We start from the raw sequence: 18,928 nt of genomic DNA on the forward strand, positions 1-18,928 counted from the left end.
TACGAGCGTTTCGCGTCGGCATCACGCAGTCAAACATATCCACGCCGCGAGCCACGTTTTCTACGAGGTCTTCTGGAGTGCCTACGCCCATGAGATAGCGCGGACGCGCCGCGTCGATGTATGGCATCACGGCCTGTACGGTGTCATACATCTCTTGGTTGCTTTCGCCTACGCTAAGACCACCGATAGCAAGCCCGTCAAAGGGCATCTCGCACAGCGCCTCGGCGCAAAATTTACGCGCCGCCTCGTCCGTGCCGCCTTGGATTATGCCGAATATATTTTGCGTGAGCCCTTCGCCGTTATTTTGCTTAAATTTATGATAATCTATCGCCTCGCGCGCCCATTTTATCGTGCGTTTTATGCTTAGCTCCACGCGTTTTTTTTCAGCCGGAAGCGCGACTAGATCGTCTAGGATCATCATAATGTCGGAGTTTAGGTCGTACTGGGTATCTAGCACGGAGCGCGGCGTGAAATAGTGCGCGCTGCCGTCTATATGGCTTTTAAATTTGATACCGTTTTCATCGGGCTTTGAGATTTTACTTAGCGAAAAGGCCTGAAAGCCGCCGCTATCGGTTAAAAACGAGCGGTTAAATTTAGTAAAGCCGTGCAGGCCGCCAAGCTCTTTTACGACCTTGCTGCTAGGACGTAGATAGAGGTGGTAGGTGTTGCCTAGGATGATTTGGGCGTCTAAAATCTGCATCATATCCATGGCGTCTAGGCTTTTTACAGCGCCGACGGTGCCAACTGGCATAAACACGGGTGTTTTTATCGTCGAGTGGGCGGTCGTTAGCGTGCCCGCGCGCGCCGCACCGTCCGTTTTATCTATACTAAAAGTCATTTTGATATAATAGTCCCTTTAAATTTGGAGTTTTAATGAAAAATATCTTGATAGTTGCGGACGGCATTGTAGCTAAATATTTCTTAGAAAGACTATTTGTAGCGCGAAATAACGCTCATCACTACACGGTTATCGCTATGGACGAGGAGATTTTAGGAGGGGAAAATTTAGAAAATTTTACCTTTTACCGCTTTGATCCGACGAGTTTTGATCGTCTTAAGCAGGTAGTTAGCGGCTATTTTAGCCAGTTTATGATAATGCTAAAAGACGGCTTTGAGACGGTTAGCGTCTATAACAATCTGCGTCAAATCAGCAAAAAAACGGAAATTTTAATGCTTGATCTATGGGGGCTAGGCGGGTTAGAGGGCGACTCGCATCTAACGGTTTTAGACGGGCGAGGCATCGTGACGGCTAGGCTCATGGATTATTTGCCCGATATCCCCGTAGTAGCCGATAACGTGGGGCTTGGACAAGGCGAAATAATGGAAGTCAAAGTACCAGTAGGAAGCTCGTTTATGTACCGTCATATTAGCTCCATAACGCAGAAAAAATGGCGCATCGCGATGGTTTATAGGGGCTCAAATTTTATGATCGCAAAGCCAAATTTAATGATTCTGCCGAGCGACGTTTTACTCATCGTAGGCGAGCCTAGCGTGCTTTTAAGCGTATTTAGAAGCGTTAAAAAAGAAACGGGGCAGTTTCCAAGCCCTTTTGGACATAACACTTATCTGTTTTTAGATATGCACGCTATGGGCGAAGAGGCTTGTTTACGACTGCTAGAACAGAGCCTAAAACTGCACGAAAAGCTAAATAGCAAACGCCTCTACGTCAAAGTCGTAAATCCGACGTTAAATTTAGCCTACGAGAAGCTAAAATCGGTCGGAGATGAGAGGGTTGCGGTAACGTTTGATTTTTTCGGCCGCGGCGTAGAACAGATAAAAGACGACGTATTTAAAAACGACGTCGGGTTAATAGTAACCGATAATAAATTTTTCTCGGCTCATAAAAGGATGCTTTTTGAGCTTAAAAGGCCGGTAACTACTATCGGCCGAGGCGATGTGGACGAGATAAAAAAAGGCGTGATATTAAGTAGCGGTTTTGGCGACGAGATAGAAAACCAATCAGCCGTCATTATGGACTGCTGCGCGCAGCTAGATACGCAAATCTCGCTATATCACTTCGGCGCGCTTAGCGGCGGCGAGGGTGCGGAGGAGCATTTTGATAGCCTTTCTAAAATTTTTGGACGTAAGGTCGAGGTAGTCGAGGACAAAAACTCAAATCCGATTTTAAGGCTAAAAAAAGAGCGAAATTTGCTCCAGTTCGTACCTTTTACGAAAAAGATCAGTAAAAAAGACGCCTTTGCGGCGTTTTCAAACGATATGAACCGTCTGTACTCGCGCCTTAGCGACAACTATCAGATTTTTATACCGATAAATTAGGCTATTTTGGATAAAATAAAAGCGGAGAATAAGATGAAAATAGATATAAAATTTGACGATAAGCCAGGCTACGGCGTCTATATAAACGAGCTAAAAGAGCTTAAATTTGACGCTAAAGTCGCTATCGTGACAAATGCAAAAGTAGGCGGGCTTTATCTGCAAAATTTACTCTCGCGCATAGATTGTCCGCAAAAATTCGTCATCAGCGTCCCTGACGGCGAAGAGTATAAAAATATGCAAACTATAGAGTCGATCTTAGAGCAGCTTTTCGTCAGCCGCCTTGACCGTAGCAGCGTGATCATCGCGCTTGGCGGCGGAGTGGTGAGCGATATGGCGGGCTTTGCGGCGAGCATTTTTGAGCGCGGGATCAAATTTATAAACATCCCCACGACCCTGCTAGCGCAAGTGGACGCGAGCGTAGGCGGAAAAACGGGCGTAAATAACAAATTCGGCAAAAATCTAATCGGCTCGTTTTATCAACCTAGCGCCGTTTACTGCGAAACCGGGTTTTTAAAGACGCTTGAAAAGCGCGAATTTGCCGCGGGGCTTGCAGAGGCTGTGAAGATGGCGATAACCTTTGACGAAAATCTATTTTCGTGGATGGAAAACGCAAATTTGACGGATGAGGCAAATTTGCAAAATTTGATATACCGCTGCGTGCAGATAAAGGCCACCGCCGTAGAAGCCGACGAGCGCGAAAAGGGCGTGCGCGCGGTGCTAAACTACGGTCACACCTTCGCTCACGTGATAGAAAACGAAACGAACTATAAAAAATATCTACACGGCGAGGCGGTGGCGATCGGCATGAATATGGCTAACGCGCTAGCCGTAAAACTGGGCCTCATGAGCTACGAGCAAAAGGCGCGCGTGGCGGAGCTTTTAGTTAAATTTGACTTGCCGATAAGCTATAAAGTTCCAAACGCAAGCAGCTTTTACGAGGCGTTTTCCCTTGATAAAAAGGCGGAAAACTCCGCGATCAAATTTATCCTGCCGCGAGGTATCGGAGACTACGAGATACGAAAAGACGTGCCGCGCGAGCTCGTGATGGATGTTTTAAGAGAGTTTGAATGAGAAAAATTTTATTTATTTTATTTTTTGTGATCTTTGCCTATGCGCTTGATGATATACCTAGCGATTTTAACGGGACAAAAGAAGCTCAGCTATCCGAGCTAAACGCATCTTTGGCATTTATCGAGGACGAGCTAGCCGATAATATCTGGGCGACTCGCTACTCAAACTACAACACCTTTCAAAAGCTAAGCGCGGAGCTCGACGAAATCGAAGCAGCGATAAAAAAACAGGCTAAAAATACAGAAAAAGTGCTCGAGCTACAAAAAAAGCAAAGCACGCTAAAAGAGCAGATCGAGCTTTTAAGAGAGTTTCAAAAAGCGCCGTTTTCTAGCATGATAACGGCTCCTGAGATAGAAATTTTACAAAAGATAACCAATCCCGTCGCCGTGATCTCGGGCTTTTCGCACATAAAGCAGCTAAGAAGCGAAAAAGACGAGTATAAACGCCGACTAGACGGGCTTTCTAAGACGACCGACGAGCTAGCTAGAAAAGAGCAAATTTTAACCCAGATCGTAAATTTGAGCGATGACGCGCGCTTTCAAGCAGAGCTTGCCGAGGCTAGGCAGGAGCTAGCGGAATTTAATGCCGCCGCCGACATCGCAAAAACAACCTACGGCGTGTATGAAAAGCGCGTAAACGAGGCGATAAACCGCACTAGCGAGGATATCAAAGCGCAGATGAAAAAGGCGCTTGATATCGGTATATTTATCGTCGTCGTGATCGGGCTTTCGTTTTTGTTTAAATTTATCATTAAAAAGACGATCACCGACAACGAGCGCCTCTATACGGCAAATAAATTTATAAATCTCGTAAACATCACGCTCATTATCATGATCTTGCTTTTTGCCTATATCGAAAACGTGACCTATCTCGTCACGGTGCTGGGCTTTGCATCCGCTGGTATTGCGATTGCTATGAAAGATATGTTCATGAGTATGCTCGGCTGGACGGTGGTGGTTTTTGGCGGTAGTTTTCACGTCGGCGACCGCATAAAGGTACGCAAAGACGGAGAGGACGTCGTGGGCGACATCATCGATATCTCGCTGCTTAGGATGACTATTTACGAGGACGTCACGATCGTCACGGTAAACTCAAACCGTAGGGCGGGGCGTATTATATTCGTGCCAAATAATTATATCTTCACCGATCTGATTGCAAACTACTCGCACCACGGTATGAAGACCGTCTGGGACGGTATCGACGTCGTTTGTAGCTTTGAATCAAATCACAAAAAAGCCGCTCATATCATCAAAGATATCGCACGAAAATACTCCAAAGGCTACACGGAAATCGCCAAAAAACAAATGAGCAAGCTGCGAAATCAATACAGCATCAAAAATCCAAACGTCGAGCCGCGCGTATTTACCTTTATCGAGCCTCACGGCGTGAAAATTTCGGTCTGGTACATGGCAAACACATTTGCCACGCTATCTTTGCGAAGTACGATAAGCGCGGAGATAATGGAAGCCATAGCTAGCCACGACGACATCGTAATCGCCTATCCGACGCAGACTTTATATATGGATAGACGCGTAAAAGCCGGCGAGTCAAAGCCGATGGGCGAAGGCGGCGAGGAGAAGCATGAAGCCTAACTCAAATTTGATCCAGCAAGAGCCGCGCCGAGAGAAGGTATTTTTTAAAACATTCGGTTGCCGCACGAATATCTACGACACCGAGCTGATGAAAAGCTACGTCAAAGACTACGATATCGTTAGCGACGAAAACGAAGCCGACATCGTGGTAGTAAACTCCTGCACGGTCACAAACTCCGCCGATAGCGGCGCGCGCAGCTACATAAACGGCATAAAAAAGCGCGGCGCCAGAGTGATACTAACGGGCTGCGGCGCGGTGAGTAAGGGCAAAGAGCTGTTTAACAAAAGCGCTGTTTTTGGCGTGATAGGCGCGAGTAAAAAAGAGGATATAAACATGCTGCTAAAGTCGCAAGATCCGTTTTTTGAGCTTGGAAATTTAAAAAGTATCGACAAAAATATCGTAACAAACTACGAAAATCACACCAAAGCCTTTATCAAGATCCAAGAGGGCTGCGACTTTGCCTGCAGTTACTGTATCATCCCCGCCGTTCGCGGCAAGGCGCGTAGTATGAATGAGGAAGCTATTTTGCGTGAGGCTAAAATTTTAGCCTATAACGGCTACAACGAGCTAGTGCTAACCGGCACAAACATCGGCAGCTACGGCAAGGATACTGGCTCAAGCCTAGGTCGCTTGCTAGGTAGGCTCGGTAAAATAGGCGGCATAAAGCGCATAAGGCTCGGTAGCATAGAGCCAAGCCAGATAGACGAGAGCTTTCGCGAGATCTTGTGCGAGAGCTGGCTAGAGCGGCACCTGCACATCGCGCTTCAGCACACGAGCGAGGCGATGCTGCGTATCATGAGACGGCGAAATCAAGCCTTTAGGGATTTGGAGCTGTTTTTGGAGCTTAGCCAGATTGGTTTTGCGCTAGGAACCGACTACATCGTGGGGCATCCTGGCGAGAGCGAGGAAATTTGGAGCGAGGCACTAGACAATTTTAAAAAATTTCCGCTCACGCATCTGCACTGCTTTGCGTATTCGCCGCGAAGCGGTACGCACTCGGCGGATATAAAAATGGACGTTAGCGGCGACGTGGCGAAGGCTAGACTTAAGGTTTTAAAGCAAATCGTAGCGGAAAATAATTTTAAATTTAGGCAAGAGTACGCTAGAAAAGGCGGGAGCCTAAACGTTTTGGTCGAGCAACTAAACGGTGAATTTTACGAAGGTTTCGATCAGTTTTATAACAAAGTAAAAATCAAAACGGATAAGCAAATTTTAAAAGAGTGGGCAGTCATAGATAAATTTGAAGTAAAAAGCGAGGGCGACTATGCACAAATTTAAGCTAAATAAACAAAAGATCATCGTGATTTTGACGGCTATTTTGGCGGTTTTGCTAGCTGTTGCGGTAGGTAGAAGCCAGCCCAAAAATATAATGTACGAAAGCTACGAAAAGCTGCTAGAAGGCGATATGATCGCAAGCGCTACCGTAAACGGCGGCGAACTGGAGCTCACGACCAAGGGCGGTAACAAATACATCATCGTAAAAGACGGCGTGGATATGCGTGCTCTAGTGCAAAAAGTGCCCGTCGATCTAAAAAAAGAGACGCCCGTACTGGATGAAATTTTAGCCGTGCTGGCGCTACTTGTTATCTGCTTTGCGGGGCTTGCGATTTATGCAAGGTTTAAAAAACAAAAACTCGCCGCTCAAAACGAAAATCAAAAAGCAAACGTCTATGAGTACGACAATATCGCCGCTAGCTCTGTGGCTCCTGCTATCTCAAACGTCAAATTTGACGACGTGGCGGGCATAAAAGACGTCAAATTTGAGCTAAGCGAGATCGTGGATTTTCTAAAAAATCCGACGAAATATAAAAAATTCGGCATCAAAATGCCAAAAGGCGTGCTGATGGTGGGGCCTCCAGGCGTGGGTAAAACGCTAGTGGCAAAGGCCGTCGCGGGCGAAGCGGGAGTGCCGTTTTTTTACCAAAGTGGCGCGAGTTTCGTGCAAATTTACGTCGGTATGGGCGCAAAACGCGTGCATGAGCTGTTTTTAAAGGCTAAAGCCTATGCGCCGTCCATCATCTTTATCGATGAGATCGACGCCGTGGGCAAGGTGCGCGGCGGCAACCGAAACGACGAGCGCGAGGCCACGCTAAATCAGCTACTGACCGAGATGGACGGCTTTGAGGATAACTCTGGCGTCATCGTGATCGCCGCGACCAACCGCATCGAGATGATAGACGAGGCACTGCTACGTTCGGGACGATTTGATAGGCGCATTTTTCTTTCGATGCCTGATTTTAGCGATAGGGTCGAGATTTTAAAGTCCTATCTAAAAGACAAAAACACGAGCGTAGATGCGCAAGACGTGGCGCGCATTAGCGTGGGTTTTAGCGGGGCGGCGCTTTCTACGCTGGTAAACGAAGCTGCGATAAATGCGCTAAGACGCGGCGGCGAGATGATAGAGTTTAGCGATTTTGAAAGCGTTTTAAACAAAGTCTTGCTCGGTAAAAAGAGGATTTTAAGCTACAACGACGAGGAAAAGCGCATCCAAGCGCTCTATCAGGGTGCAAAGGCTTTGGCGGCGTATTGGTTTGGGATAGAATTTGAAAAAATTTCTCTCGTCGAGGAGCAGTTTATGCGCCCTGAGCGAGAGATAGAGTCGCGCTCGCAGATGTTTGCGCGTATCAAGGTCTGTTTGGCTGGCATGAGTGCGCTAAAGATGGTCAAAGACGATACCTTTTCAAACTCTAACGCCGACATCCAAAAGGCCCGTGAGATCGCGCAAAACATGGTTTTTGAGTACGGCATGGGGCATACATTTACGCCAAGTGCGGCTGAGGCCGAGGAGCTACTGCAAGAGGCATACGCCGAGGTCGGAACGTTTTTGGCGGGCATGAAAACGCAGCTAGAGCGCATCAGCGAGCATATCGAGATTTTTGAGAGTATCGACAAAGACGCGCTGGGCAGGATAATCAAAGAGTTTTACAACTAAATTTAAGGAGAAAATATGAAGGCAAAAATAGGTATTTTGACGCTAAGCGACCGCGCTAGCGAGGGTAAATACGACGATTTGTCGGGTGCGGCTATAAAAGAGGTCTTAGATGGCTGGATAACGAGCGAGCGCGAGTATTTTTACGAGGTGATCCCTGATGAGATCGAACTTATAAAAGAGCGCCTAAAACACATGATAGATGTTCTGGGCTGCGATTTAGTGCTAACTACGGGCGGTACGGGACCCGCTCCTCGCGACGTGACGCCGGAAGCTACCGAGGCCGTATGCGAAAAGATGATGCCCGGCTTTGGCGAGCTAATGAGAACGGCTAGCCTAAAATACGTCCCCACAGCGATCTTATCTCGCCAAACCGCAGGCATCAGAGGGCACGCGCTCATCGTAAATTTACCCGGCCAACCAAAGGCAATCAGGGAGTGCCTAGAGCCGGTATTTCCGGCGATTCCGTACTGTATCGATCTCATCGGCGGCGCGTTCATCGAGACCGATGAGAGCGTGATGAAGGTATTTCGTCCGAAACAAAAGAAAATTTCGTAATCTACGTGCTAAACTTTTTTGAAAATATAAATTTAAAGGCTACGAGGCTGCTTGAGGGCTATTATTCGCTCTTTTGCGGCCTTTTTACGCTTTGCATCGGCGTTTACGTGCTCGGGCTAGTTTTTGGTGCAGAGTGGCTTTTGCTTGCCGCTAGCGCTTGTATCTATGCGTGTTTTGTCCTGCTTGCGTTTCGTTCGCTTTTTTGGTTCGTTTTGAGCCTGATTTTCTCGCCCGTTTTTGTTATCGTAGTACGCGAGCGTTATGACGAAAATTTGCTTTTAGATGCCGTTTTCGCGCTAGTTTGGATATTTTGCTGGTTATTTTTGTCGCTAGCCGTGAGTGAAAATATCTCAAAACTGGGCAACGAAATCGTATCTAAAATTTTACGTATCGCCGCGCTTTTTGCCGTGATCGGCGTTTATTACGTTAGTATCGAAAACAGCCTAAATTTACAAGCTATTTTACAAGATACCGTTACGCTTCGCATCGTACTTATCGCCATAAATATCTATATGTTTCCATCTCTTATCGCGCTTTTGGCGCTTGATTTGCGCGGATACTATTTGGAAAACAAAGACGCAAAAAGGGCTAAATTTTCATTTTTTAATTTCACTAAAGAAGCTTTAAAAGTAATCAAATTTATTGCCTTAAGGCGTAAAATTTAAACACATAAACTTTTTATACAGTCTCTAAAAACGCTATTTTTTGTAAATTTGAGGGATAGAAAACCGCTCTGCTGCTTTTGATTGGTAGCGGCGAAGTTAAATTTTAGTAAAACTCTGGATACTTTTTGGCGCGGCGATGGCTTGCGGTTAAATTTGACAAAGTAAAACCCGCAGGCGGAGGTAACGTGTATGCGCTCGCGAAAACCGCCGGTTAAATTTAATAAAGTAAACCCGCAGAGCAAAGCCAAATTTAAAATTCGGCTTTGTTTGTTAGCTTGTTTGGTGGTTTATTCTAGCTCTTTTGCGCCGATTTTTGATTTTTTGCTTAGGCGTTTTACGTAAACGATATAAAGCGCAGTGAGCAGGCCGACAGCGGCGAGTAGGGCGACAACGATGTGGCTAAACGCACTCTTGTCGTAGTTTTTGCCTAGATACCAGCCCACTGCTAGCAGTATGGCGACCCAGATGCCCGCACCAATAGTCGTGTAGAGGCTAAATTTAAAAAGGTTCATCTTAGCAAGACCCGCAGGCAGGCTGATGTACTGGCGGATGCCAGGGATCAGGCGGCAGTTAAAGGTCGAAATCTCGCCGTGCCTCTTGAAAAAGGCCTCAAATTTGCGCATTTTTACCTTCGTTATGCCGACGTATTTGCCGTATTTTAACACAAGCTCGCGCCCGAAAAAGTAGCATAGATAGTAGTTAAATACGGCTCCTGCGAGGCTGCCCGCCGTACCCGCGCACCACGCCAGAACTAGGCTCATTTGCCCTTGGTGCGCTAGATATCCCGCCGGGATCATCGCCACTTCGCTTGGAAACGGGAAAAACGAACTCTCTAAAAACATCATTAAAAATATGCCCGCATATCCCCACTCGCCGACGGTTTGGACGATAAAATTTATAAAATCGCCTAGCATTTTTCTCCTTAAATTTAAAATTATGATTTTAGCAAACTACGGTAAATTTTAGCTTTAGGCGGGCGTAATTTGGGGCTAGGGTCGTCTGCGGCGGTCAAATTTAACGGCGTTTCAGGCGAGTTTTAAATTTGATTGCAAGATAAATTTGCGAGATAAAGATTTGGGTTTTACCCGCACCTTTATAAGGTTTTGTGGAGGATTGTTGAGTTAAAAAAACGAGTCGTGGTCAAATTTGAGTTATAAATTTAACCGCGTCCGCTTGAGAGTCAAATTTGACGATAAAACCCAAATTCGACTTAACTTTTCGGCCGAGTTTAATCGACCTAAAATTGCAGCCTGCGCCAAAACGCAAGCCGCGCAAAATCAAAATACCGGCAGGATCGCTCCGTCATATCTTTTTAGGATAAATTCCTTTGTCTCGGGGCTTGTAGCGGCTTTAACGAGAGCTTTGATTTTCGGGCTGTTTTCGTTGCCCGCTTTGACCGCGATGATGTTGGCGTACGGGCTTTCAGTACCCTCGATAGCTAGCGAGTCTTTTTTAGGATTCATGCCGATATCAAGGACGAAATTTGTACTGATGGCGGCAAGGTCTACTTCATCTAGCGTGCGGGGTATCTGCGCGCCCTCAAGCTCGACGAAATTTAGGTGCTTTGGATTTTTCACTATATCTTTTGGCGTGGCGAGTTCTGCGCTTTTATCAAGCTCTATTAGGCCCGCTTTTTGCAGGATATTTAGCGCTCTGTTGCCGTTAGTAGGATCGTAGGCGATCGCGACTTTAGCGCCGTCTTTTAGCTCGCTTAGGCTCTTTATCTTTTTTGAGTAAAAGCCCAGCGGCTCGAGATGTATCGCCGCGGCAGTTATCAGGGTCGTACCTTTTGTTTCATTGTGATTTTTTAGATACGGCCAGTGTTGAAAGAAATTTGCGTCCAAATCACCGTCTTGCGTCGCTAAATTTGGGATCGAGTAGTCGTTTATCTCTTTGATGACTAGATCGTAGCCCTCTTTTGATAGGACAGGTTTGATAAACTCCATGATTTCTGCGTGAGGTACAGGCGAGACGGCTACTACGATAGTGTGGTCTTTGTCGGCTGCGTAGAGGTTAAAGGCTAGCGCCAAACTTGCTAAAATTTTAAAAACTTTCATTATATTTTCCTTTTTTGTTTTGAAAAACGGCGCTAAAAAGGTAAAAGCTTTTACGCCGTTTTATTTTTTGGAGATTTTTCTCGACTATTTTTGGTTTTTCGTCAAATTTGAGCCATAAAATTTAGACAAAAAAACGCCTGTTGCGATTCTAAAAACTCAATTTTACGATGGCAAATCAGTCAAATTTGACGCGTCAGAAGCTCGGTATCACCGCACCTTGGTAGCGCTTTATGATAAAGTCTTTAACCTCGGGAGTTAGTATCGCTTTATCTAGAGCCTTGATTTTTGGGTTGTTTTCGTTGCCAGCCTTGATCGCTACGTAGTTGGTGTACGGGCTATCTTTATCCTCGAGGATCAGCGCGTCTTTGGTTGGTTTGAGGCCGACGTCTAGGGCATAATTTACGTTGATAAAGGCTAACGCGACGTCATCTAAAGAGCGGGGCGTCTGCGCGGACTCCATCTCTTTAAATTTGAGATTTTTCGGATTTTCTATGATATCAAGCGGGGATTTGTATTCGCCCTCTTTGGCTTTGATTATGCCCGCTTTTTCGAGCAAATTTATCGAGCGCGTCGAGTCTGCGGCGTTGTTTGAGATAGCGATGATATCGCCGTCTTTTAGCTCGTCTAGGCTTTTTATCTTTTTAGAATACGCACCCATAGGCTCGACGTGAACGCCCACGGTCGGTACGATGTGGGTGCCGTTGTCTTTATTAAACGACTTCATATACGGTAGGCCCTGGAAGTAGTTGGCGTCAAGTTCACCGTTTTCGACGGCGAGGTTTGGTATCACGTAGTCGTTAAAGATTTTAACCTCGAGCTTGTAGCCTTCTTTTTCTAGGATCGGCTTTACGACCTCTTCTAAAATCTCGGCGTGTGGCACGGGAGATGCGCCTACGGTGATGGTTTTGTCGCTAGCATACAGGCCGCTAGCTAAAAGCGCGCCCAGAAGTATTTTTGAAAATTGCATTATCATTCCTTTTTTTGATAAAAACGGCGCTAAAAAGGTAAAAGCTTTTACGCCGTTTTGTTTTAAGAGCGGTCTCTAAACTAAATTTGGATTCGTCGTTTCGTTAAATTTGCCCGCGCCGCTAAATTTGAGCGGGCAGGGCTAAATTTGATTAAAACGTCGGGATTATCGCGCCTTTATATTTTTCCTCGATAAATTTCTTTACCTCCGGGCTCGTGACGGCTTTGTCTAGAGCTTTGATTTTCGGGCTATTTTCGTTGCCGACTTTGACCACGACGTAGTTGGTGTATGGGCTATCTTTGCTCTCAAGCACGAGTGCGTCTTTGGTCGGGTTTAGGTTGGCGTTTAGAGCGTAGTTCGTGTTGATAACAGCGATGGCGACGTCATCTAGTGTACGAGGAACTTGAGCGGCCTCGATCTCTTCAAATTTTAGCTTTTTCGGGTTTTCCGTGATGTTAAGCGGAGTTTTTAGAGGGTTGTCGTTTAGCTTGATTAGACCTGCGCTAGCTAGCACGTCAAGCGCGCGGCTCTCGTTTGTCGGGTCGTTTGGTATCGCTACGGTGCTGCCGTCTTTTAGCTCTTTGATATTTTTTATCTTTTTAGAGTAAACGCCCATAGGCTCGAGGTGAACGCCTACGGTTTTAACTAGATGAGTGCCTTTGTTTTTGTTAAATTCCTCAAGATACGGTAGGTGCTGGAAGTAGTTAGCGTCTAGATCGCCGTCCTCGGTGGCTAAATTTGGAGTAGAGTAGTCGTTAAATTCTTTGATTTCAAGAGTAAAACCGTCTTTTGCAAGGATAGGTTTTACGACTTCTAAAATTTCAGCATGCGGAACCGGCGTAGCGCCTACGACGATTTTCTCGGCTGCATTTGCGGCGACCGTTAGGCTTAGAGCGACTAGAGAGTATTTGAGTAGATTTTTCATTTTATATCCTTTTTAAAATTTGGCTAGCATTTAAAAAAGGACATGAGCGGAGGCTTAAATTTCTTTTTAAATGCTTAGCGAAACTAAGCGCTTAAAAAGAAATTTTACGCTTAGCGTTAGTCTTTCGACGACTTAAGTTCAGTGAAGCGACGCATTTCGCACATATCTGATTTCATTTTCTATCCTTTCTTTGTAAAATTAATTTCGGGATTTTATGCAAAAAAAGTTTAAAAGAAAATAAAATCAGACATAAAAATCATTTCTTTGTGATCTTATAAATAAAATTTCCTAATGATTGGAAAATTTGAACCATTATGATTAAAATCACGACGGTATAAAGCATGATATCGGGGCGAAATCTCTGGTAGCCGTAGTTTATCGCAACAGATCCCAGTCCGCCGCCACCGACCGCGCCCGCCATCGCCGAAAAGCCGATGATAACGATAAGCGTGAGTGTGATAGAAGCTACGATGCCGGGCAACGCCTCTACAAACATCACCTTAAAAATGATCTGAAAATTTGAGCTACCGAAGCTTCTAGCGGCCTCGATAATGCCTTTATCGACCTCTTTTAGCGCGCTCTCTATGAGCCTAGCGATAAACGGCGCCGCGCCGATAGTAAGCGGAACGATAGCCGCGGTAGTGCCTATACTAGTACCCACGATCAGGCGCGTGAGCGGGAAAAGAACAATGATGAGGATGATAAATGGAAAGCTTCTTAGCGTATTTACCGTGATGTCAAGCGCGATAAATAGCGGTTTGTTGGGCTTTAGGCCGTCTTGCGCGGAAAGGACGAGCAAGATAGCGGGCACTAGGCCTATGAGAAACGCTAAAAGCGTCGAAACCACGCTCATATAAAGCGTCTCGCCGATAGCAGGAAGTAAAATGCGCTCGAAAACGTCGGGAAATTTAGAAAAATCTATGCCAAACATCACGCCACCTCCCATAATACGCCGCTTTGCTTGATATACTCGGTCACGCGCGCTTCGTCTTTTGGATCGACGTTTATGACAAGCGAGCCAAGCACGTTTTCGTTTAGCTTTTCTAGCTTGCCCCAGACGATGTTAAAGTCGATATTTAGCGTGCGTGCCATATGCGTGATGACGCTGTTTTGAGCGACTTCTTTCGGGAAAAAGAGCCTGATATTTACGCCCTCGCTCGGCAAAATTTCATCCTCGCCGAGGAATTCTTTCATCTTTTCGTCGGGTTTTAAAAATAACTCCTCGATCGTGCCGCTGCCGATTATCTTGCCGCTTTCTAGCAGCACTGCGCGGCGCGCGATGCTTTTTACGACCTCCATCTCGTGCGTGACCAAAACAACGCTGATATTTAGCGTTTGATTGATCTGTTTTAAAAGCTCGAGTATCGAATTTGTCGTATTTGGATCAAGCGCCGAGGTCGCCTCGTCGGAGAGTAAAATTTTTGGACTTAGCGCAAGGGCGCGGGCGATGGCGACGCGCTGTTTTTGTCCGCCGCTTAGCTCGCCCGGGTAGCTTGCGGCTTTGTTTGCAAGGCCGACTAGCTCTAGTAGCTCGCTCACTCTTTTTTTGATTTCGCCGTCTGAGTAACCCCAAAATTTAAGTGGAGTCGCGACGTTTTCAAAGGCCGTTTTCCTCGCCATCAGCGCAAAGTGTTGAAATATCATCCCGACGTCTCGCCTAAGCTCTCTTAGCTCTTTATCTTTTAGCGCCGAGATTTCTTTGTCAAACACCTTTAGGCTGCCGCTTTGATAGTCCTCTAGGCCGTTTATGCAGCGAAGCAGGGTGGATTTACCCGCACCGCTGTGGCCCACGATGGCGAAAATTTCGCCTTTTTCTACGTTTAGGCTGACGTCATCTATGATCTGCGTCGCCCCGTAAAATTTCTTTAAATTTTCTATTTTTATCACTAATTTTCCTTGTTTTTAAAACCGCATAAATTTATAAAATTTCGTGTCTTAGCTCATCGGCGCTCTTTGGCGAAAGAAGCGCCGGAGCGATGTCAAATACGCTAAACGCACCGCGCTCGCCTCTTTTCGCCAAATGATACGCCGCGCGGGCGTAGGCAACGAGCACGCTTGCTGTAAATTCTGGATTTGAGTCAAGCTTTAGCGAAAACTCGATCAAATGTTTGTTTTCGCCATGCTCGCCCGTCGCTCCGCTTCGCAAGACGAATCCTCCGTGAGGGATGCCGCCGTGCTCTTTTTTAAGCGTCGCAAGACTTACAAAATGCACGCTCGTGTCGTAGTCGGCGAAGTAATTGGGCATCGTTTTTATCTCTTGCTCGATGCGCGCTTTATCGGCGCCCTCTTCGGCTACGACGTAGCACTCGCGCAGGTGTTTTTCGCGCGTGCTAAGTTTTGGGTTTTCGCCCGTACGGACTCGCTCCAAGGCGCTTTCTATCGGCACGGTGTATTGACGCGCGTCCACGACGCCCTCGATCCTGCGGATAGCGTCGGAGTGGCCTTGGCTCACGCCTTTGCCCCAAAACGTATAACTACTGCCGTTTTCAAGCACGCTTTCGCCAAACAGCCTATTTAGCGAAAACAGCCCCGGATCCCAGCCGACGGCGATGATGCCTACATTTCCGCCTTTTTTAGCGGCGGCGTCTACTGCGGCGAAATGCTCTGGGATTTTCGCGTGAGTATCGAAGCTATCTACGACGTTAAAATTTAGCGCAAACTCGGGCGTTTGAGTCGGCAGATCCGTCGCGCTGCCGCCGCAAAGCACTAAAACGTCGAATTTGCCCTTGTGCGATAAAATTTCGTCCACGCTAAACACAGGCGCGCCGCAAGTTTTTACTTCGCTTGGATTTCTACGGCTAAAAACGGCCGTTAGCTCTAAATCCTTGCTATTTTGCGCGGCAAGCTCCACGCCGCGACCTAAATTTCCATATCCTAAAACCGCTATTTTTATTTTTTCGCTCATTTTTTATCCTTTTATTTTTTTAAATTTTTGCGCATTAAACAGTGCGCCGCAGTTTAAATTTAACCGCTCAAGGCACTGTTTGGATCTGCCAAGTCCTAACGCAAAAACCAAAAAATATCAATCGACCGCTCCCAAATTTGCTAGCTCGCTATCTACCTTTTCTAGCTTTTGCGTCGCGCTAGCTAGCCCTTCGCGGTTGGTTTCAACCACGGCTTGCGGGGCGGAGGCTACGAATTTCTCGTTATTTAGCATACTTGAGAGCTTTGCTATCTCTTTTTCTAGTTTGGTTTTTTGCGACCGCAGTCGCATGATCACCGCACTCATGTCCACGCCTTCAAGCGGCACGAATGCCTCCAAATTTTCGCTCACGTCGCGCGCGGCGTTTTCGATTTTAGCGTCGCAAAACTCGATCTGCTCGCATTTAGCTAGCAGCGCAATGTAGTTTGTCGCCTCAGTCAATTTCTCGTTTCCGTTTAGCTTGATGAAAGCTTTTGGGATTTTTGAGTTGCCTTGCTCGATGGTCGCCTTTGCGCGGCGGATCGCGACGATGGCTTCGATCACTAGCTCAAAGGTCTTTTCTATCTGCAAGTCGCGCTCGTTAGCCTGCGGATACTCCTCTATCATGATCGAGCTTGCGTTTTCTAAATTTGAGCCGCTAAGCTCGTGAAAAAGGTACTCGGAGATAAACGGCATAAAGGGACTTAGCAGTCTCATCGCTTCTTTAAATATCGCTCCAAGCTCCTTTACGCTGCCTTTGTCGGCTTTGCTAAGCTCGATGCCCCAGTCGCAAAACTCATCCCATAAAAATTTATAAATCGCGTTTGCCGCGTCGTTAAAGCGGTAGGCATCGATGTTTTCTCGCACCTCGCGCACGCACTCGTTAAAGCGGCTTAGCATGTATTTACCAAGCTTGGTTTCGATTTTGACGTCGCTTAAATTTGCAAATTTAGACTCGTTTAGTAGTAGGTATTTGCTCGCGTTGTAAAGCTTGTTCGTAAAATTTCTCACGAGCTTCATCTTTTCGTCGCTTAGCTTGATGTCGCGCCCCTGCACCGCTAGCAGCGCAAGCGTAAAGCGCAAGACGTCGGCGCTATACTCCTCGATACTAACGAGCGGGTCGATGACGTTGCCTAGGCTCTTACTCATTTTTCTGCCTTGCTCGTCTTTAACTAAAGCGTGCAGATAGATGTCGTCAAACGGCAGCTTGCCAAGCGCATTTTCGCCCTGAAACATCATCCTAGCTACCCAGAAAAATAAAATATCAAAGCCGGTGATTAGCAGGTTGTTTGGGTAAAATTCAGCCAAATCGCCGTCAAACCATTTCTCGTTTTTTAGCTCCTCGCCGTTGCCCCATCCAAGCGTACTAAACGGCCAAAGCCCCGAGCTAAACCAGGTATCAAGGACGTCCGGGTCTTGATGGAAATTTGCGCTTTTGCATTTTGGACACTGCGTCGGCTCGCCTTCGTCCGCCCACTCATGTCCGCACGCGTCACAGTAAAATACCGGGATCTGATGCCCCCACCATAGCTGGCGTGAGATACACCAGTCGCGAAGTTCGCGCATCCAGGCGTTAAAGCTGTTTATCCAGTGAGCCGGGTAAAATTTGGCTAATCCTTCGCCGACCTTTGCGATCGCGTCGTCTGCGATCTGTTTTTTGACGAACCACTGCTTTGAGATGTATGGTTCGACGACGTTTTTGCAGCGGTAGCAGTAGCCGACTTGATTTTCGTAGTCTTCGATCTTCTCGACGTTTCCGAGTTTTTCTAGCTCTGCGACGATGACGTCTCTGGCCTCTAGTCGCTCAAGTCCCTTAAACTGCGCGCACTGCTCGTTTAGGATGCCTTTTTCGTCAAAAACGGTGATAAATTTTAGATCGTGTCTTTTGCCGACCTCGTAGTCGTTGGTGTCGTGCGCCGGCGTGACTTTTACTAGACCCGTTCCAAACTCCATATCGACGTGTTCGTCGGCGATAATCTCGATCTCGCGACCGATTATCGGCAATACGACTTTTTTGCCGATCAAATTTTTATAGCGTTCGTCGTTTGGATTTACCATTACCGCCGTATCGCCGAAATATGTTTCAGGCCTTGTCGTTGCCACGACGATATACGGCAAATTCTCGCTTTGATATGCTTTGTTGGAGCTGATTTCTACTCGGTCATGCACGACCGGTGCGCTCCCGTCGTCAAAATCCACTCCGCCTCGCCTCTCTTCGCGATAATTAGCCTCGTCTTTTTGGGTTAAAATTTGCGCCTCATTCGCGCCCCTCTTGCAACCAGCAAATTCATTGCACGATACTTCGGCTTGTTTGTTTAAATTTGCCGTTAAATTTTGTCCGTCCGCAAGGTAGTATCTCAAATGATAAAGCTTGCCTTTGTTTTCCTTGTGCTCGACCTCAATGTCAGAAAGTGCGCCGTCGTGCGTACACCAGTTTATCATGTAGTTTTCGCGTACGATGAGTCCTTTTTTGTAGAGATTTACGAAAGCCTTTTTGACCGCTATCCTTAGTCCCTCATCCATCGTAAATCTTTGACGCGACCATGCCGGCGAGATGCCTAGTTTTCGCATCTGATGCACAATCATGCCGCCGCTTTTTTCTTTCCATTCCCAGACTTTTTCTACAAATTTTTCGCGTCCGAGCTCTTCTTTTTTGACGCCTTGGGCTAGGAGCTGCTTTTCAACGACGTTTTGCGTGGCGATACCTGCGTGATCAAGGCCCGGCTGCCACAGCGTTTTGTAGCCGTCCATCCTTTTGTAGCGCGTCATTATGTCTTGCAATGTGAAGGTTAGCGCGTGCCCGATATGAAGCGAGCCCGTTACGTTTGGAGGCGGCATCATGATACAAAATTTACGGCCGTCTTTGCGGATATTTTTGTTCGCGTCTATCTCGAAATATCTGCGTTCTTCCCAAATTTTATAAAATTTATCTTCTACTTCTTTTGCGTCGTAAAATTCCGCCATATTTTATCCTTAATAATTGT

16 protein-coding genes are annotated in these 18,928 nt (G+C 46.6%); 7 read left to right on the plus strand and 9 right to left on the minus strand.

Going from position 1 to position 18,928, the window contains the following annotated elements:
- Positions 1-838: tRNA guanosine(34) transglycosylase Tgt (gene tgt, locus Q0394_RS11265; protein WP_298947723.1), on the minus strand; the 838-nt coding region annotated here is incomplete at its 3' end.
- Between the two features lie 35 nt (positions 839-873).
- Between tgt and Q0394_RS11270 the strand changes: the two genes are divergently transcribed.
- From Q0394_RS11270 to Q0394_RS11300, 7 genes are read left to right on the plus strand one after another with little or no spacing between them, the layout of a single operon-like run.
- Positions 874-2,277 carry a TrkA C-terminal domain-containing protein gene (locus tag Q0394_RS11270; RefSeq protein WP_298947724.1) on the plus strand — a complete coding sequence of 468 codons (1,404 nt, stop codon included), beginning with the start codon at positions 874-876 and terminating at the stop codon, positions 2,275-2,277.
- Between the two features lie 33 nt (positions 2,278-2,310).
- Positions 2,311-3,348, plus strand: a complete 1,038-nt coding sequence (aroB, locus tag Q0394_RS11275; RefSeq protein ID WP_298947725.1) for a 3-dehydroquinate synthase — start codon at positions 2,311-2,313, stop codon at positions 3,346-3,348.
- Entirely contained in the window at positions 3,345-4,940 is a 1,596-nt protein-coding gene (locus Q0394_RS11280; RefSeq protein ID WP_298947727.1) for a mechanosensitive ion channel domain-containing protein, read from the plus strand. Before aroB ends, Q0394_RS11280 begins: the two co-directional genes overlap by 4 nt.
- On the plus strand, positions 4,930-6,219 hold the full coding sequence (gene mtaB / locus Q0394_RS11285) for a tRNA (N(6)-L-threonylcarbamoyladenosine(37)-C(2))-methylthiotransferase MtaB (RefSeq protein WP_298947728.1): 1,290 nt from the start codon (positions 4,930-4,932) through the stop codon (positions 6,217-6,219). The genes Q0394_RS11280 and mtaB overlap by 11 nt, the downstream gene beginning before the upstream one ends.
- Positions 6,206-7,873, plus strand: coding sequence for an ATP-dependent metallopeptidase FtsH/Yme1/Tma family protein (locus tag Q0394_RS11290; RefSeq protein ID WP_298947729.1), 1,668 nt, complete (start codon positions 6,206-6,208; stop codon positions 7,871-7,873). The genes mtaB and Q0394_RS11290 overlap by 14 nt, the downstream gene beginning before the upstream one ends.
- Before the next feature lie 15 nt (positions 7,874-7,888).
- Positions 7,889-8,428 carry a molybdopterin adenylyltransferase gene (mog, locus tag Q0394_RS11295; protein ID WP_298058263.1) on the plus strand — a complete coding sequence of 180 codons (540 nt, stop codon included), beginning with the start codon at positions 7,889-7,891 and terminating at the stop codon, positions 8,426-8,428.
- A 5-nt stretch (positions 8,429-8,433) separates the two neighbouring features.
- The gene (locus Q0394_RS11300; protein ID WP_298947730.1) at positions 8,434-9,093 is read left to right on the plus strand and encodes a nitrogen fixation protein NifR; all 660 of its coding nucleotides are present in this window, start codon (positions 8,434-8,436) and stop codon (positions 9,091-9,093) included.
- A gap of 287 nt (positions 9,094-9,380) precedes the next feature.
- Here Q0394_RS11300 and Q0394_RS11305 read toward each other — a convergent pair whose 3' ends face one another.
- The 8 genes from Q0394_RS11305 to Q0394_RS11340 all read right to left on the minus strand — a co-directional run bounded on the left by Q0394_RS11305 (position 9,381) and on the right by Q0394_RS11340 (position 18,908).
- Positions 9,381-10,007, minus strand: coding sequence for a DedA family protein (locus Q0394_RS11305; protein ID WP_298789581.1), 627 nt, complete (start codon positions 10,005-10,007; stop codon positions 9,381-9,383).
- A 363-nt stretch (positions 10,008-10,370) separates the two neighbouring features.
- Entirely contained in the window at positions 10,371-11,150 is a 780-nt protein-coding gene (locus tag Q0394_RS11310; protein WP_298947731.1) for a MetQ/NlpA family ABC transporter substrate-binding protein, read from the minus strand.
- Positions 11,151-11,343: 193 nt separating this feature from the next.
- Positions 11,344-12,117, minus strand: a complete 774-nt coding sequence (locus Q0394_RS11315) for a MetQ/NlpA family ABC transporter substrate-binding protein (RefSeq protein ID WP_298947732.1) — start codon at positions 12,115-12,117, stop codon at positions 11,344-11,346.
- A 151-nt stretch (positions 12,118-12,268) separates the two neighbouring features.
- Positions 12,269-13,042 carry a MetQ/NlpA family ABC transporter substrate-binding protein gene (locus Q0394_RS11320; RefSeq protein WP_298947734.1) on the minus strand — a complete coding sequence of 258 codons (774 nt, stop codon included), beginning with the start codon at positions 13,040-13,042 and terminating at the stop codon, positions 12,269-12,271.
- Positions 13,043-13,298: 256 nt separating this feature from the next.
- Entirely contained in the window at positions 13,299-13,973 is a 675-nt protein-coding gene (locus Q0394_RS11325; RefSeq protein WP_298790247.1) for a methionine ABC transporter permease, read from the minus strand.
- Complete coding sequence (locus Q0394_RS11330; RefSeq protein WP_298947736.1) at positions 13,973-14,929, minus strand: methionine ABC transporter ATP-binding protein; 957 nt, start codon at positions 14,927-14,929, stop codon at positions 13,973-13,975. Before Q0394_RS11330 ends, Q0394_RS11325 begins: the two co-directional genes overlap by 1 nt.
- A 31-nt stretch (positions 14,930-14,960) precedes the next feature.
- Positions 14,961-15,947: a diaminopimelate dehydrogenase gene (locus Q0394_RS11335; RefSeq protein ID WP_298947738.1), complete on the minus strand. Its 987-nt coding sequence runs from the start codon at positions 15,945-15,947 to the stop codon at positions 14,961-14,963.
- Between the two features lie 117 nt (positions 15,948-16,064).
- Entirely contained in the window at positions 16,065-18,908 is a 2,844-nt protein-coding gene (locus Q0394_RS11340; RefSeq protein ID WP_298947740.1) for a valine--tRNA ligase, read from the minus strand.
- Between the last annotated feature and the right edge of the window lie 20 nt (positions 18,909-18,928).

The sequence above is a fragment of the uncultured Campylobacter sp. genome, assembly GCF_938039205.1.
Classification (GTDB): Bacteria; Campylobacterota; Campylobacteria; order Campylobacterales; family Campylobacteraceae; genus Campylobacter_A.

Excerpts from the sequence above, each read along its gene's own strand:
- Q0394_RS11270 (WP_298947724.1), top strand. The coding sequence starts at position 874 with ATGAAAAATATCTTGATAGTTGCGGACGGCATTGTAGCTAAATATTTC.
- aroB (WP_298947725.1), top strand. The coding sequence starts at position 2,311 with ATGAAAATAGATATAAAATTTGACGATAAGCCAGGCTACGGCGTCTAT.
- Q0394_RS11280 (WP_298947727.1), top strand. The coding sequence starts at position 3,345 with ATGAGAAAAATTTTATTTATTTTATTTTTTGTGATCTTTGCCTATGCG.
- mtaB (WP_298947728.1), top strand. The coding sequence starts at position 4,930 with ATGAAGCCTAACTCAAATTTGATCCAGCAAGAGCCGCGCCGAGAGAAG.
- Q0394_RS11290 (WP_298947729.1), top strand. The coding sequence starts at position 6,206 with ATGCACAAATTTAAGCTAAATAAACAAAAGATCATCGTGATTTTGACG.
- mog (WP_298058263.1), top strand. The coding sequence starts at position 7,889 with ATGAAGGCAAAAATAGGTATTTTGACGCTAAGCGACCGCGCTAGCGAG.
- Q0394_RS11305 (WP_298789581.1), bottom strand. The coding sequence starts at position 10,007 with ATGCTAGGCGATTTTATAAATTTTATCGTCCAAACCGTCGGCGAGTGG.
- Q0394_RS11310 (WP_298947731.1), bottom strand. The coding sequence starts at position 11,150 with ATGAAAGTTTTTAAAATTTTAGCAAGTTTGGCGCTAGCCTTTAACCTC.
- Q0394_RS11315 (WP_298947732.1), bottom strand. The coding sequence starts at position 12,117 with ATGCAATTTTCAAAAATACTTCTGGGCGCGCTTTTAGCTAGCGGCCTG.
- Q0394_RS11320 (WP_298947734.1), bottom strand. The coding sequence starts at position 13,042 with ATGAAAAATCTACTCAAATACTCTCTAGTCGCTCTAAGCCTAACGGTC.
- Q0394_RS11325 (WP_298790247.1), bottom strand. The coding sequence starts at position 13,973 with ATGTTTGGCATAGATTTTTCTAAATTTCCCGACGTTTTCGAGCGCATT.
- Q0394_RS11335 (WP_298947738.1), bottom strand. The coding sequence starts at position 15,947 with ATGAGCGAAAAAATAAAAATAGCGGTTTTAGGATATGGAAATTTAGGT.
- Q0394_RS11340 (WP_298947740.1), bottom strand. The coding sequence starts at position 18,908 with ATGGCGGAATTTTACGACGCAAAAGAAGTAGAAGATAAATTTTATAAA.